This window comes from Sulfurimonas sp. hsl 1-7 (assembly GCF_030577135.1).
In the GTDB taxonomy this organism is placed as follows: Bacteria; Campylobacterota; Campylobacteria; order Campylobacterales; family Sulfurimonadaceae; genus Sulfurimonas; species Sulfurimonas microaerophilus.
This window is the reverse complement of sequence record NZ_JAUIRR010000003.1, coordinates 320245-335312: the sequence shown is the minus strand read 5'-3', so window position 1 is coordinate 335312 and position 15068 is coordinate 320245. Positions and strand designations below refer to the sequence as shown.

Below are 15068 nucleotides of genomic sequence, written 5' to 3'. Positions count from 1 at the left end.
TCCTTTTTTTTATTGTAATTTTACACTATAATATTTCCATTACAAAGAAAGAGAGGCTTTTGCGATGAAGTATGTAAATAGATCACAAAAATTGGCTGAGTTTGCAAAAGAGCTGTTAGATAAAAAATCGTTAGAGCAAGGGATTCCCCATATTGCAAAATATGTAAAAGAGGTAGTAGGAGCTGAAAGATGCTCTATTTTTATCTACAATGCCGCAAAAAACGAGTTATGGACAACACTTGCCGATGGAATCGAGAAAATCATTATCCCCTCAAACAAAGGGATAGTAGGCTACACGATCAAGGTTAAAAAACCTGTCATTACAAACGATGCTTATGCTCATCCGGAATTTTTAACAGAGATAGATGAACAAACAGGATATAAAACAAACAATATTGTTACAGCACCCATTTTTAACTCACAAAGAGATATTATCGGTGTTTTGGAGCTGTTAAACAAAGCGGATGATTTTGACAATGAGGATGTTCGTTTTATGATCTTTTTTGCACACTATGTCAGTGGTTTTATCGAGTTATTAAATACATACAAAGATGAGGAAGTTGATGAATAAGTTTAATGAAATAGCGGAGTTTGGAAAAGAGTTAGTCAAAGTAGAAAATATCGATGACAGTTTAGAACTTATCGCCAAAGAGGCAAAAGAGATAGTAAATGCTGATCGTTGTTCTATCTTTATCGTGGATGAAAAAGAAAATATTTTATGGACAAAACTCAGTGACGGTATCGGCGGGCGTATAGTACTCTCTTTAACCTCGGGGATAGTGGGTGATACTTATGCGCAGCAAGAGGCACAACTCGTCAATAATCCTTATGAAGACCCTAGATTTTTACCGAATATCGATAAAAAGAGCGGTTATACTACGAAAAACATGATCACTATCCCTATTTTTAATTCAAAAAGAGAGATTATGGGAATCATGCAGCTGCTAAATAAAAGTCGTTTCGATTTTGATGAAAACGATTTGGAAGTACTTACATTCTTTGCAAACTATATTAGCGGTACTTTAGAACTCGTTTTACTTTCTGAGAAGTAGAGCCGCATCGTGTGCAAGTCGGATCACACCGATTGCATAGTTTGATGAGTTGTTATAGCGCATAACTTTTTTCATGTACCCTTTGAGGTATTCAAGCTTCGGTTTATTCTTCGTAAAACATTTGTAAGGTTCACCTGTTTTAGTGTTTTTCTCATATACAAACGAAGTGTTCTTATAATCAAACTCATACTGATACCACTCTTGCTCGATCGTTGGAACATCTTTCATCTTGTTCCAGTCGATAAGAGTATCAAATCCCGCTTTTTTATGCAAAAATTTTGCAACTGAAACAATAGCATCATCCATATCCGTTAGATCGGGGATACCGTTTTTATATGACTGGGCATAGATAAAACTGTTTGGCATAAACTGAGGGATTCCCACAGCCCCTGCATAAGAGCTTGGCAGGTTACACTTCTCAGGTTGTATGCCATCCTTATAGCAATACTCTATAATCTTTGCCATATTTGTTTTTCCCATTTTCAGCAGCCATTTTTCACGGGGAGTTTTTGGGTTTGGCAGACGTGTAACTATGGTATTAAAAACAATGAAGGCATCGTGAGTGGGTTGGATTTTACCCAGCTTTGTCTCTTTGAGTAAAATAGCGGCAATTATCTCTTTGTTTACCCCGTACTTTGCCTCTGCATAGTGATAAGCTTCTTGATGTTTTTTAAGATTTTCAACCATTTTTGGAACATAAGATATAAGGACGTTGTTTGCTTTTTTCTCATTTTGTTTATGGTACTTTATGTACTTTGGCTTGAGATATTTCCAGCTAATCTCATCAAACTTTTGTGTTTTAAAGTAGGAGAGTAGAAATCTGTTTGCATAGTCGTAACTTACCCCGTGTTTTACAACTTGTTTACAAATATCACTATGGTGTTCGTTTTGAAACGTACAGTTTGTATAGTGCTTTGCAAAAAGCGTTGTTGTCGCAAAAATGCTAAGGAGTAGTAAGTATTTCATTTATCTCTTTCAATCTTTGGGGTGTCCCGATATCTTTAAATAGTCCCTCAAAAACCTCTCCGCTTACCTCACCTTTGTCTATAAGTTGACGCAGCAGCGGTGCAAGTGGTGATTTTTCTAGTTTAACGTTATTAAATATCACAGGATTATAGTAAGCTATACCTGAAAATGTCCACAACTCACTTGAGTGGTTTAAGACTAAAGAGTTCTCTAAGCCAAAATCACCTTTTTCATTGTGCGGTGGATTTGGTACTAAAACAAGATGGGCAAGTTTATCTTGCAGAGCAAACGCAGGATCAAACTCATAGTCGCAAAACACGTCGCCGTTTACCACCAAAAAAGGCTTATCTCCTAAAAAAGAGAGCGCTTTTTTGATCCCCCCTGCAGTTTCAAGTGCACCGCTTGTTTGCTCGTCAGAGTAGTAGAGTTTGACTCCCCAACGCTCTCCGTTACCTAAAGCTTCTGGTATTTGCTGCCCGAGATGGGCGATATTGATCACGATCTCTTTAAAACCGTTTTTTGCCAACTTTTCTATATGCCAGACAATGAGTTCCTTGTCCCCCACTTTTAGTAAGGGTTTAGGAGTAGTATCTGTGAGTGGACGCATTCTTTCTCCGCGTCCGGCTGCAAGTATCATCGCTTTCACGCAAAACCTTTTAAAAATGCAGCTAACTCTTTGGTCTCGTCATATCTTGAAGCGGTGTCGATCACATAAGAGAGGGTAAGCGGGATATCTTTTAAATAGCCGTCTTTGTTGTCACGAAGATGTAGGCGTGAAAATATTCCAAGCACTTTGATATGGCGCTGCAAGCCCATAAAATCAAACCATTTCAAAAACACTTCATCATCAATATCCAACCCGAGTCGATTGCGGAAATAGAGTACTAACTCTTCAATCTTCCCACGCTCAAAAGAGATATAGCAATCTTTTAAAAGTGAAACGAGATCGTAAGTGATAGCACCGCTCATCCCGTCTTGGTAGTCGATAATACCAAGAGAACCATCAGGTTTTACCATTATGTTACGTGAGTGAAAGTCACGATGTACAAAACAGTTTTGCGGTTGTAAAAGTACCACTTCAGAGATACTCTCAAGGGTTTGTTTTAGCATCTTTTTTTCAACTTCTGTAAGTGTCAGGGCGAGTTTTCTCTCTAAGTACCACTCCTGCATCAGATCCATCTCAAAATGTAAAAACTCTTTATCGTAAAGTGGGAGCTTTTGAGTATCTGCATTTTGCATCTTTATGATCTCATCGAGTGCTTTTTTATAGAGTGTTTCAAAGTTTTCTTCATTTAGAAGATCTAAAAGATTGGTATCTCCAAAATCTTCAAGTACCAAGTATCCATGTTCCAAATTTTGGTGAAAAATTTTCGGGGCTTTGACATCTACATCTGAAAGTTTTTTCGTTACCAGTAAAAAAGGGTGCAGCGATTCTTTCTCAAGCGAAGCATCCATCAAGATATAACTCTCATCATCCTTACTTAAACGGTAATAGCTTCGAAAACTCGCATCAGCCGAGGCTACTTCGAGTTTAAAATCTTTATATGGAGTAGTTTGTAAAAATTGTTCTATCTGCATGTTAAAGCACCTAAAATGGAGTCTTTTTTCGCTCCTGTTATCTCTTTTAATTGTACCGTTTCTTTATTTATTCTCTTATAAGCGAGCCAGGCAAAAATCATCGCTTCTAAAAAATCACTGTCGATTCCATATTCATTGGTAGTTTTAACAGGTATGCGGCTTAGTTGTGCAATGCGCTCGCAAAGGTAGCTGTTTTTTGCACCACCGCCGCAAATGATAATCTCTTCGACATCTTTTAGATCTTGTACAATTGTTTGTGCGGTGAGTTCTGTAAGAGTAGCTTGGATATCGGCATCGCTGAGCTCTTGAAAATCTTGTCGTTGTTTTTTTAGCCATGTAGGGTTGAAATATTCCCTGCCCGTGCTTTTTGGTGCTTTTTTTGCAAAATAGGGATCGTTTAACATCTTTGCTAAAAGTTCTGCATTTACACTGCCGCTTTTTGCAAAAGAGCCGTTTTGATCGTAGTTTTTCCCTTGAGTTGTGAAGATCCAGTGATCAAGAAGTACATTGCCGCATCCTGAATCCCAGCCGAGATAACGATCCCCTAAGAGGGTGATGTTTGCCATCCCTCCGATATTTACAACGGCTATATTTTTATAGAGTCTGTCAAAAACAAATTGATGAAAAGCGGGAGCAAACGGAGCACCTTGTCCACCGTTAGCAACATCTTTTGAGCGGAAGTCGTTTACGACATCTATGTTTGTTTTGGCTGCTACAACGCTAGCAGAACCTAATTGCATCGAAAAAGGGTGTTTAGAGTTTGGTTCATGCCAAAGCGTTTGTCCGTGTAGACCAATCGCCGTCACCTCATTCGTATCTATTTGGTATTGCGTGATGAAAGCATTGATATTTGAGGCAAACATATCTCCCAGTTTTACATCGAGTTCACCAATCTTTTTGAGTGTAGTGTGCTCCTCTATCATTTGGAGTACCTCTTGTTTGAGTGCACTGTGGTAAGGGTATTCATTTGCATGAAGCAGTGTACAGCATGAATTATCAATTTCACACAGTACTATATCGATCCCATCCAGACTTGTACCACTCATTACCCCTATATATTTAGCCATTTTCAGCTCCTGTCATCATTATGAGAAAAGCGATAAGTGTTCCAGCTGCAATTTGCCAGTCATATCCTATGGAAAACCCCAACGCTGAAGTTTGCAGAAGCAGTACCGTTAAAAAACCGCCAAAAAGTGCAAAAGGGACAAGCTTTGCACTCCCCCTATTTGTAAATATAGCAGAAAAATAGACCCCTAAAAGTCCAGTATAAGCAAACGCCATTACCCCTAATGCAAAAGCAATAAGTGAAACTTCGAGATAGCGCTGCCAAAAGTAGCTGATAACTGCCATTGAAAAGAGTGCAAGTGCAAAGAGTAATACTCCCGTTCTTGAAGCTTTTAAAAAGTGTCTCTCATTTGTAGAGGGCTCTTTTTTTAGTTTGTAGGGTTTATATATATCTTCAATGGCCACCGAACTCATAGCCCCTAAAACCGAGTTTGTCGATGAGAGTGCAGCCGCAATTGCACCAACCGTTACAAAGCCTCGCAGACCTTCGGGCATCTCATTTAAGATGTAGTACATAAAGATTGTGATCTTTTCATCGCCGAAACTTTGCACTATCTCATTGTTTTGGTAGTGAAGATATAAAAGGGCACCTATACCCAAAAATAAAAGGACGATTGGGATGGTAAAAAGGATGGAGAGTATGAGTGAGCGCTGTGCCTCTTTTGTGTCTTTACACGAGAGTACCCTTTGACTCATATCTTGATCAAGTCCAAATGCTGCAATATTTAAAAGCAGCCATCCTCCAAGAAGACCGTAGATGCTAAATTTCCCATCTATAGAGGTCTCAAGGAGTTGCAGTTTGCCAAGAGAGTTCAGCGTTTCATAGATATTCTCGACATGCAGTGAGGTGTAGAGGTAGTAAAAAACTACAGCGCCGGCACTAACGTAAACAATAGTCTGGATAATGTCGCTGTAGATGACCGATTTTACCCCGCCGAAATAGGTGTAGATAAGTGCTCCAATAAGCAGTAGCGAGATAGCAAAAACCATATGTAAAAAGGAGATATCCAAAAAGAGGATCATACTTACCGCAAGGGCGGCGATGTAGAGGCGTGCACCGCTGGCGAGTACCCGTCCGACTAAAAACATAACTCCCGCTTGTCGTTTTGAGTTCTCTCCGTAGCGTTTTTCCAAAAGTTCATAAACGGTGAGTGCCTTGATCGCATAAAATTTCGGGACAAAAACATACGCTACAAACAACACCGCCAAAAGTGAGGAGATATAAAACCCTATAAGGGTAAAGTTATGTTTGTAGGCAAACTCGGGGACACCTAAAAAGGTTGCGGCTGATTGTGTAGTGGCGACGATAGAGATTGCAGCAGCAAGTGCCGGAATTGAATTGGCTGAGGTGAAGTACTCTTTTGTTGAGGTTATCTTTACTTTTGAGAAGAAATACGAACTTAATGCCAAGATAACAAGATAGGTTGCAAATATAGCCCAGTCAAGTGAAGAAAAAGCACTATTCATAACGCTCTTTCAGTCCTAAATCTGTTACGTTTGAGCGCACGTCATTCATAAATTTATCGCCCGGATCTGCTTTTTTAGTTCTGTATCCTTTGTCACGCTCTAGCCACAGGGGCGTATCTTCAAACTCTCTATATTCGTGATGACCGATAAGGTAGTTGATACTCGGATATTTTGTTTTAAGATAACGTACCAGCTCAATGTTTGCCTGGAGTTGTGCAGGGGTTAAGTCCTCTTTTTTGTTTGCTTCACCGCCGACATTTTCAACCCCGATTGTTGTGTAATTAAGACCGATTACGTGTCTTGCCATATAATCATCGGGCATAAGTTGGTAGATAGTTCCGTCTCGATCAATTAAAAAGTGGGACGAGACATTTAAAAGTGAAGCGTTGGCAATATCTTTTCTATCCGTGAGTAACTCTTCTGGGTAAAGACGTTTATAGGAGTCCTCAAGATTCATTACGGCTGTCCAGTGCAGAACTATCATCTTTGGAGTTATTTTTATGTTCTCTACATCTTTATCGTAGTGTTGTTTAATATACTGTTTTGTCAGCTCAATGCGGTGGGATGTAAAAACTATGGGTCTTTGCACAATTTTTTGTTTTGTATGGAGTGCTTCGATTCTGTTGTTGGCTTCAACAATACGCTTAAGAGGGATATGTTGCTCTTTTACCTCTGTAAAGATAGTCTCAATTATCTCCTCAGGAGTATTTGATCCTAACTGGTTTCCAAAGAGAACCATATCGACACCCGAGTTTATCGCAAGTGTTAGCGCCTCTTTTAAAGAGTAGTGCTCAGAGATAGCTTTCATCTGCAGATCATCACTTACAATTACACCGCGAAAACTGAGTTGTTCACGTAAAAGTTTTGTATTGACATTGTATGAAAGTGTTGCAGGGTAATTGGGATCGAGATGTTTGTTAAATACGTGAGCTGTCATAATCAGATCAATTTTATTTTGATCGATGAGCTGTTTATAGGGGTCAAGTTCAATCTCACTCCAGGTATCGCTGATGTCAACAAACCCTTTATGGGAATCACCTAAAGATGAACCATGCCCAGGAAAATGTTTTAAAACGCTTAACACTCCAGCTCTGTTTTGCTCCTCTATCATAATAGAAGCGTAGCTTACAACATCTCTTGGAGTTTTTCCATATGAGCGCTCTAAGCCTGCTATCACTTTGTTTTCAGGATTGAGTGCAAGGTCAACTACGGGTGCAAAGTTGAGGTTAAGACCGTTTTCTTGCAGCATCTGTGCTTGTTTTTTATAAAAGATTCGGCTCTCGGCTAAAGAGAGCGTTGCAATCTCTTTCGCTGAGGGTGCCTTGTAAAAACCCTCTTCAGGCTTTAGGCGTGCAACTTTTCCACCCTCTTGATCTATGGAGATAAAAAGGGGTTGAGTGGCATTTTCTTGGAGTGTTTTTGTGAGTTCTTGGAGTTGTTTTGGATCGATAATATTTTTTGTTTTACTTGGCTCTTTGAGGTTCTTGTCAAAAAGGATGACTCCGCCAAGCGGATAGTTTTTTAGATCTTGAATAATTGTGGCATTTTGCTCGAGTCTGTCCCCTTCAAAGCCGACGATAACCATCCTTGCAATAAGTTGTTTTAATTGTGTATCGTTAATCTCTGCATCTAATGAAAAGAAAAAGAGGAAAAAAGTGAGTAGTAGTTTCAAAAAAGCTCCAAATTATCTAGTTGTTTAAAGAGTAAAGATTTTACCATATCTTTATTAAGTGTGTGGGGTTCGTAATGGTCACTTACCACTTTGTAGATTGCAAAATTTTTAATCGCGGGATTGTGAACTACGGCATCGTAAAAACCGTAACTCTCCATATCTACCGCTTCAAAATCCCCTCCGTGTATCTCTTGCTCGACACAGGTGAGTGTAACGCCCTCATTAAAACTGTAGGTGAGCTCTTGGTGGATAATAGTGCCGATTTTCAGCAGTTTTCCTATGGAATGCTTTTTACTTGCCCCGCACACACCTATGTTTATATAGATATCTTCATCCGTAATGTCATAATAGTTGATAAGTGTCTGTGTAGCAAACCGGGCATTTTCGACACCAATATTACTCACAACTACTTTCATATGCTCGTTAAAAAAGAGGGTATAGTTTTTGAGTGTTGTTTTTTTGAGCTTGTATTTATCGACAAAAGCTTGAGCTTCACTTTTAAGCGCTGTTACTATGTAAATCATAGTTTATTATACAAAAATTTTTTTTGTTTAAGCTTTTTTTGTTATAATTCCACCGCTCTTCTTTAGACCTGTGCAATGGGTTTGCGAGATAATGTGTCAGGGTGGGAACACAGCAGCACACCTTGCTTTCTCATGTGCCGCAGGGATCTGGGGAGGGGCACCTTCATTAAAAACTTCCAAAATACAATCTACGTAATAAAATCAACAAAACTTGAAACAGAGTAAATCCAGCTTTAGAAATACCATATAGTGCTATCTGTTTTTCTTATACCAAAAGTAACAATCTAAAACAATAAAACATTATCTTTATGAAAATGCTCTTATTATTTCTAACATTACAATATAATGAATAAACTTTGAGAAAATAAGGGTTTAATGTATGAAAAATGTAGTTCCTACAAATCATGAACTTGTGATGGACGAAGATGATTTTATTGTCTCTAAAACTGATCTAAAAGGACAGATCACCTACTGTAATGAGATATTTTTACAGTTGTCAAAACTTAGTGAAGCCGAGCTGCTTGGACAACCCCATAACATTATCAGACACCCCGATATGCCGCGTTTAATCTTTAAGCTATTGTGGGAACGCGTGCAGAATAAAAAAGAGATTTTTGCATATGTAAAAAACCTTTCAGCCGATGGAAGCTACTACTGGGTATATGCAAATGTGACTGCATCGGTAGATGAAAACAATAATATTATCGGATACTACTCGGTACGTAGAAAGCCGAATGTGAAAAACCTCGGTATTGTAATTGAGCTTTACAAAACTCTTTTGCAAGAGGAGCAAAGAGGCGGAATAGAAGCTTCATCTGCTTACTTGACAAATTTTTTAGATGAACGCGGTGTTTCATACGATGAGTTTATTAATTCTATTCAAAACGGGAGTCTCTAATGTTTGGTTCAGATCACAATACTATCAAAGTAGATAAAAAACTATTTGAAAAACTGCTCAGTGTCGTTAAAGATGCGGCAAACGGTAGGTTGGACAGTAGGATAACGGGTATTGACAAATCAGATCCTCTTGGAGAAGCTGCATGGTCTATTAATAATATGCTTGATCAAACAGAAGCATTTATGAGGGAGACAAAGACTTCGATAGATGCTGCTAATGATGGTTTAGAACATCGAAATGTAGATCCGCACGGTCTTAAAGGTGCTTTCAAACAAAACGCTCATCTGGTTGCTCAAGGGGTTGACGGGGTAATCCTCGGTCACAATGCAAAGGTAAAAGGGGAACTTGGAAGCCGCTTTAGTGAACTTGGAGGCGGGATGCAGGAAAGTTTGCAAAAGATTCAGGTTGCCATGGATACGAGTTTGAAAAATATCCGAAAAGTTTCAGATTCTTCTCAAGTGATGGCTGATGAAGCCAAAGGGAGTTTGAAGTTAATTGATGAGCTGAGTGTGAAGATTGAACATCTGACAAATCTCATCATTAGCAGTACTGAAGCGATTGAAACTCTTTCAACGCAAACAAATGATATCACTTCCGTTTTAGACCTGATCAAAGATATTGCCGACCAGACAAACTTGCTTGCACTCAACGCCGCAATCGAAGCTGCCCGTGCAGGTGAGCATGGACGTGGATTTGCGGTAGTTGCCGACGAGGTAAGAAAACTTGCAGAGCGTACACAGCGTGCAACTTCAGAGATCTCTGTTACGACAAAGTCACTGCAGCAAGAAGCAGACGAAATTCATGAGATCTCAAAAGAGATAGAGAGTATTGCAGTTGAATCAAACGGGGGGATACAAGAGCTTAAAACGACAATCGAAGATGTAAATAAAAATGCTGACAGCAATGCAAAAATATCCGCTTTCATTAAAAGCTCCAACCGTGTGACAACGATTAAGATCAATCATATAGTCTATAAAAATGCCGCATATTCATCAGTGATAAATGAAAAAATGAATGATATTATTGAAAGTAAGCATGATAGCTGTAGTTTCTCTAAGTGGTACTATGGACGTGGTAAAGAGGATTATTCAAATACAAATTCATATGCAAAACTTGAAGAACCGCATATTAGCATCCATAAGCATATTCTTAAAAATGTCGAGTATGTAAAAAATCATTCAGTGATGAAAAATAAAGATAAAGTGATAGAAAACTTTGCTCAGATGGAAGAAGCAAGTAATAAACTATTTGACTCACTTGATAAGATGGTTGATGAGAGATATGAGTAGGTAATTACTACTCTTCTCTATATTTTGAAATTCCACACGGTTGATTTGGTGTAGGCGGATTGTCGCGTAGATATTCCAAGTCTTCCAATGTCTGCGTTAAAACTTTTTTTTGTTGTAAAATAGGCAGCATGAGATTGTCTTTTTCATTAAGGGGTATATCCCAATCCAGCAGTATTTTCTCTACTTCTTCATCGAGCTCTTTGAGCGCGTTTTTTATATGGTTAATTGAATTCATATACAAAGTATAACAAAAATTTAGAAAAAATCTGGTATAATTCGCGTTCCGAAATATCGCGGAAATTTTACAAAGGAGCCATCGATGCCAAAAATGAAATCGGTAAAAGGTGCTGTTAAGCGCTTTAAAGTTAAGAAAAATGGTACAGTTAAACGTGGTACTGCGTTTAGAAGCCACATCTTAACAAAACAAGATGCACAAACTCGTCGTGAGCAAAATACTCCTAAAGTAGTTGCTAAAGTTGACGAAAAAAACATTAAGGCTATGATTAACTAATTTTTAGTTGATTTAACATATCTCCAACGCAGAGTTGGGCAAGTCCACCAAAGTAGTGGCACCTTGACTGTTCATAAGCAGCTGGGTAAAGAAATATAAGGAAATAATATGCCAAGAGTAAAAACTGGTGTTGTTCGTAGAAGAAGACACAAAAAAATATTAAAATTAGCAAAAGGTTTCTATAGTGGTCGTCGTAAACACTTTAGAAAAGCTAAGGAACAATTAGAACGTTCAATGATGTATGCGTTCCGTGACCGTAAGCAAAAGAAACGTGAATTCCGTAAATTATGGATCATCCGTATCAATGCTGCATGTCGTTTAAACGGTATGAACTACTCAACTTTCATGAACGGACTACACAAATCTGGCATCGAGCTTGACCGTAAAATTCTTGCTGATATGGCTATGAATGATGCTGCTGCTTTCACTAAAGTAGTAGAAGCTTCAAAAGCTGCACTAGCATAATCAAATACTAAACCCACTCTTCGGGTTTAGTACTTTTTCCCTCTCTCTTTTTTTAGTTTCAAATTTTTCATCCTCGTAACAATAATTCAATACCCATACAAGTAAAGAAATTATTTAAAATGATGAACAGTATAAGATATAGATTTTAAGTTAAATAATGCGACAATATTATCATGATAAACAATTCTACTTTTCTAACCACTATTGATATTATTCCAAATCCTCTAATAGTTACTAACGGTGAAAAAATTCTACTTTCAAACAAGAGTTTTTTGGAGTTTTTAGGGCTTGAATCGCTAGAGGAGCTTCAAACACTTTGTAAATGTGTCTGCCATCTTTTTATAGAATACGAGGACTTTTTTTCACTCAAAGATCTTAAAGAGGGTGAACTGTGGGTAGATTATATCTACAAGAAAAAAAATGGTGTAAAAGTATCTATGGTTAGCAGTCAAGGGGAGGGAAAAGCTTTTGAGGTTTCCGTAGGTAAACTTGAAGAGTATGAAAAAATGTATGTTGTTATCTTTACGGATATCACTTCACTCGAGAGTGAAAGAAAGATTCTGGAAAAACTTGCATATAAAGATCCCTTGACAGATATCTATAATAGACAGATATTTAATACAATGCTTACACAGGCTTACAGCGATAAGCAGCGTAACGGAGATAAGCTTTCTCTCATTATGCTGGATATTGATCACTTTAAACAGGTTAACGATAAATATGGCCACGATATGGGCGATAAAGTCTTAATAGAATTTACAAAGCTTATAAATAAACATATTAGAAGCAGTGATATATTTGCAAGATGGGGTGGGGAGGAGTTTATTATTCTTCTTCCAAAAGCAGATATCGATGCAGCATATCGTAAAGCTGAAGAGTTGCGCCTTCTTGTTGAGAACTTTGAAGATCCGTATCTACCGAAAATCACCATCAGTTTAGGGGTTGCAGAGATCACTGATGATGATAAAGAGAGAAGTTGTTTTAAAAGGGCTGATAAAGCTCTGTATAAAGCAAAAGAGACACGCAATAAAGTGGTGAAACTTTAAAATTGAAACGAATTGGTCTGATTTTTCTTCTCTTGTGTATCGCTTTATCTGCACAAACCCGTACGCAGGTCCATATGGGTACACTTGTAAGTATCACTGTAGATGATCACCAAGAGTTGATCGATGATGGTTTTGCCATTATCCGTGAAGTTGATTATGCACTCTCCTCTTATAAAGCTGAAGGTGACATCTATAAACTCAATTATTGGCACTTTGTACAAATTCACCCCTTAACTTATGAGGCATTAAAGCTTTCACAAGATTACTATGAAACAACATACGGTTATTTTGATATCACTATAGGTTCGATCACAAAGGATCTTTACCGCTTTGGGGAAAACAAAGAGTTTATCCCACATCCTCTATTATTACAAGCTGCAAAAGTGGGATTTTCAGGTTTAAAATATAATCAGGAAACTGCACAGATAAGTAAAGGGATAAAGGTCGATTTAGGTGGTATGGGAAAAGGGTTCGGTGTTCAAAAAGTAACGGAGTTTTTTATAAAAAAAGGTGTGAAAAAAGCGATAGTGGCTGCAAGCGGAGATATTCGCTGTATAGGGATTTGTAAAGTTGGTGTACAGGATCCTTTTAGCGAAGGAAAACTTTTTGATATAGAAACCAAAAAATCTGTTAGCGGGATTACTACAAGTGGAAACTATCGCCGCTATGTTGCTTCACAAAAAAACAACCATCTAATAAGTCCATATCTTCGTCAAAGTGAAAAAACTTTTGCCTCTATTACGTTGATCTCTGAGCTTAGCAGTAGTGATCTTGATGCTTATGCAACGGCAGTATCAGTTATGCCTTATACCCTTGCAAAACAGTTTTTAGATGAAAAACCTTTAGGGTATATCTTAATTACAACAGATAAAAAGCTCATCATAAGTAAAAACTTTGAAGAATATGCAACGATCATTGAACAATAATAGTGCATAGTCAGAGTAACAAGATCTAAAAATTCTACATTAATTATAATCCAAATACAATCATTTTCATCAAGTTAACTTTACTCTTTTATCCAAACATATATAAAATTTTTCATCAATACTTAACTTTATATTAATAACGATTATCAATATAAAGATTGCGCAAGTTTAGTTTTGGTACTATTTCGATAATCAATATCAATATCAAGGAAATAAGATGAAATTGGAGAAAAAAATTGTAGGAAGTTTAGCTCTTGTTAGTGCTTTATCTTTTGTTGGATGTGGTGGTGGAGGCTCTACAACTTCAGATACATCTGCATCGGCTATCAGTGCGGTAGAGAAAAAAGAGGTACTTACAACATATGCAGATATTGCTCTTGCAAACTATACGGATGCTTTAAATGATGCGATCGCATTACAAACAGCGATCGATAATTTTAAAGTTTCAAAATCAGAAGCTGATTTTAATGCCACAAAACAAGCATGGCTAAGTGCTCGTGAATCATACGGAACAACAGAAATATTTCGTCTCTCAAACGGTCCTGTTGATGCAGAAGACGGTTGGGTATTAAGTTTATACGGTGCACCTGAAGGACAGATGAATGCATGGCCTTTAGATGAGAATATGATCGATTATACAACTGATGCTGAAGGGAATATAACAAGCGGAAATATTATAGATACGGCAGGAGTGTTTACACCAAGTGGAAGTGAAGCAAGCTCTGTTGATGTAACAAATATTACAAAAGAGGTACTAGCTGCGTTAAATGAAAACGGTGGGGATGCAAATGTTGCAACGGGATACCATGCGATTGAGTTTTTACTTTGGGGACAAGATCAAGACTATGACTCATTTGTAAATGACACAGTCACAAACGGTGCATTAGTAGCAGGTGAACGTCCATTAACTGACTTTACATCAGCTGTAAATGCAGAGCGCCGTTTAGATTATCTTGATGCGGCATCTGATCTTTTAGTTGAGGATCTTAACAACACTCTTCAAGCATGGGTGAGCTCTGAGACAAATTGTACAACAGGTGTTGGATGTTACCGCGGGGCACTTTTAGGTGAGTTAACCGGTGATGATACAGCCAAAAATATAGCTGCTGATGATGCACTTAGAGATATTTTTGCAGGGATGGGTGTATTTATAAAGTCTGAACTGGCAAATGAGCGTATGGCAGTAGCGGTATATACACCAAGTGAAGAGGATGAACACTCATGTTTTTCAGATAATACACACAGAGATATTGCAACAAACTATCAAGGTTTTGTAAATGTTTTAAAAGGAGTATATAAAGAGAGTTCTAAAGGGACAAGCTTCTATTCAAAACTAAGTGACGCAGACAAATCAACTATTGATCAGTTGATTACGAGCATAGACACAAGAGTAGCAACTATTGATAGTGTTGCACAAAGTGATTACCACTTTGATTATCAGATCAAAAATGGGAATGTTAACCAGCAAAATGTGAAGTATGCACACTATGATATGCGTGATCTTGGTGACATGATGGTAGATGTTGCTGCTACATTTGGAATCACACTTAGTGAAGATGACGTAACTGATTCCCAAGAAACAGACGTAGCTAAGTAAAGAATAATAGTT

16 protein-coding genes, 1 other RNA gene and 1 pseudogene are annotated in these 15068 nt (G+C 37.9%); 10 read left to right on the top strand and 8 right to left on the bottom strand.

All coding sequences use genetic code 11. The annotated features are described in order from the left end of the window. Positions 1-64 precede the first annotated feature (64 nt). Together QWY88_RS08240 and QWY88_RS08235 are read left to right on the top strand one after the other, a co-directional pair. Positions 65-571, top strand: coding sequence for a GAF domain-containing protein (locus QWY88_RS08240; RefSeq protein WP_304545911.1), 507 nt, complete (start codon positions 65-67; stop codon positions 569-571). Further along, positions 564-1052: a GAF domain-containing protein gene (locus QWY88_RS08235; RefSeq protein ID WP_304545910.1), complete on the top strand. Its 489-nt coding sequence runs from the start codon at positions 564-566 to the stop codon at positions 1050-1052. The genes QWY88_RS08240 and QWY88_RS08235 overlap by 8 nt, the downstream gene beginning before the upstream one ends. On the opposite strand, the gene QWY88_RS08230 is transcribed toward QWY88_RS08235, so the two are convergent. From QWY88_RS08230 to QWY88_RS08200, 7 genes are read right to left on the bottom strand one after another with little or no spacing between them, the layout of a single operon-like run. Then, a complete protein-coding gene (locus tag QWY88_RS08230; RefSeq protein ID WP_304545909.1) occupies positions 1035-2018 on the bottom strand; it encodes a lytic murein transglycosylase in 984 nt (327 codons plus the stop codon). The genes QWY88_RS08235 and QWY88_RS08230 overlap by 18 nt on opposite strands. Further along, positions 1996-2655 (bottom strand): N-acetylmuramate alpha-1-phosphate uridylyltransferase MurU, encoded by a 660-nt coding sequence (gene murU / locus QWY88_RS08225; RefSeq protein ID WP_304546023.1) that lies wholly within the window; start codon positions 2653-2655, stop codon positions 1996-1998. Before murU ends, QWY88_RS08230 begins: the two co-directional genes overlap by 23 nt. A 5-nt stretch (positions 2656-2660) precedes the next feature. Beyond that, the gene (locus QWY88_RS08220; RefSeq protein WP_304545908.1) at positions 2661-3596 is read right to left on the bottom strand and encodes an aminoglycoside phosphotransferase family protein; all 936 of its coding nucleotides are present in this window, start codon (positions 3594-3596) and stop codon (positions 2661-2663) included. After that, positions 3587-4663, bottom strand: a complete 1077-nt coding sequence (locus tag QWY88_RS08215; protein WP_304545907.1) for an anhydro-N-acetylmuramic acid kinase — start codon at positions 4661-4663, stop codon at positions 3587-3589. The genes QWY88_RS08220 and QWY88_RS08215 overlap by 10 nt, the downstream gene beginning before the upstream one ends. Then, positions 4656-6128, bottom strand: coding sequence for a sodium:solute symporter (locus QWY88_RS08210; RefSeq protein WP_304545906.1), 1473 nt, complete (start codon positions 6126-6128; stop codon positions 4656-4658). Before QWY88_RS08210 ends, QWY88_RS08215 begins: the two co-directional genes overlap by 8 nt. Continuing rightward, positions 6121-7800, bottom strand: coding sequence for a glycoside hydrolase family 3 N-terminal domain-containing protein (locus QWY88_RS08205; RefSeq protein WP_304545905.1), 1680 nt, complete (start codon positions 7798-7800; stop codon positions 6121-6123). Before QWY88_RS08205 ends, QWY88_RS08210 begins: the two co-directional genes overlap by 8 nt. Further along, positions 7797-8324, bottom strand: a complete 528-nt coding sequence (locus QWY88_RS08200; RefSeq protein WP_304545904.1) for a nucleoside phosphorylase-I family protein — start codon at positions 8322-8324, stop codon at positions 7797-7799. The genes QWY88_RS08205 and QWY88_RS08200 overlap by 4 nt, the downstream gene beginning before the upstream one ends. Positions 8325-8383: 59 nt before the next feature. Here QWY88_RS08200 and ffs point away from each other — a divergent pair. From ffs to QWY88_RS11680, 3 genes and pseudogenes are all read left to right on the top strand, one after another. Further along, an RNA gene (gene ffs / locus QWY88_RS08195) (signal recognition particle sRNA small type) lies at positions 8384-8481 on the top strand. Positions 8482-8703: 222 nt separating this feature from the next. Beyond that, positions 8704-9222 carry a PAS domain-containing protein gene (locus QWY88_RS08190; RefSeq protein ID WP_304545903.1) on the top strand — a complete coding sequence of 173 codons (519 nt, stop codon included), beginning with the start codon at positions 8704-8706 and terminating at the stop codon, positions 9220-9222. Positions 9223-9830: 608 nt separating this feature from the next. Beyond that, positions 9831-10511: pseudogene (locus QWY88_RS11680) on the top strand (methyl-accepting chemotaxis protein); the annotation flags it as partial. A gap of 7 nt (positions 10512-10518) precedes the next feature. Here the strand turns inward: QWY88_RS11680 and QWY88_RS08180 are convergent. Continuing rightward, positions 10519-10746 carry a hypothetical protein gene (locus QWY88_RS08180; protein WP_304545901.1) on the bottom strand — a complete coding sequence of 76 codons (228 nt, stop codon included), beginning with the start codon at positions 10744-10746 and terminating at the stop codon, positions 10519-10521. Positions 10747-10830: 84 nt separating this feature from the next. Between QWY88_RS08180 and rpmI the strand changes: the two genes are divergently transcribed. The 5 genes from rpmI to QWY88_RS08155 all read left to right on the top strand — a co-directional run bounded on the left by rpmI (position 10831) and on the right by QWY88_RS08155 (position 15056). Then, positions 10831-11022: a 50S ribosomal protein L35 gene (rpmI, locus tag QWY88_RS08175; RefSeq protein ID WP_304545900.1), complete on the top strand. Its 192-nt coding sequence runs from the start codon at positions 10831-10833 to the stop codon at positions 11020-11022. Between the two features lie 108 nt (positions 11023-11130). Continuing rightward, positions 11131-11487, top strand: a complete 357-nt coding sequence (gene rplT, locus QWY88_RS08170) for a 50S ribosomal protein L20 (protein WP_304545899.1) — start codon at positions 11131-11133, stop codon at positions 11485-11487. Between the two features lie 173 nt (positions 11488-11660). Then, on the top strand, positions 11661-12533 hold the full coding sequence (locus QWY88_RS08165) for a GGDEF domain-containing protein (RefSeq protein WP_304545898.1): 873 nt from the start codon (positions 11661-11663) through the stop codon (positions 12531-12533). A gap of 2 nt (positions 12534-12535) precedes the next feature. Beyond that, the gene (locus tag QWY88_RS08160) at positions 12536-13459 is read left to right on the top strand and encodes an FAD:protein FMN transferase (protein WP_304545897.1); all 924 of its coding nucleotides are present in this window, start codon (positions 12536-12538) and stop codon (positions 13457-13459) included. Between the two features lie 217 nt (positions 13460-13676). Beyond that, positions 13677-15056, top strand: coding sequence for an imelysin family protein (locus QWY88_RS08155; protein WP_304545896.1), 1380 nt, complete (start codon positions 13677-13679; stop codon positions 15054-15056). Positions 15057-15068: the final 12 nt, after the last annotated feature.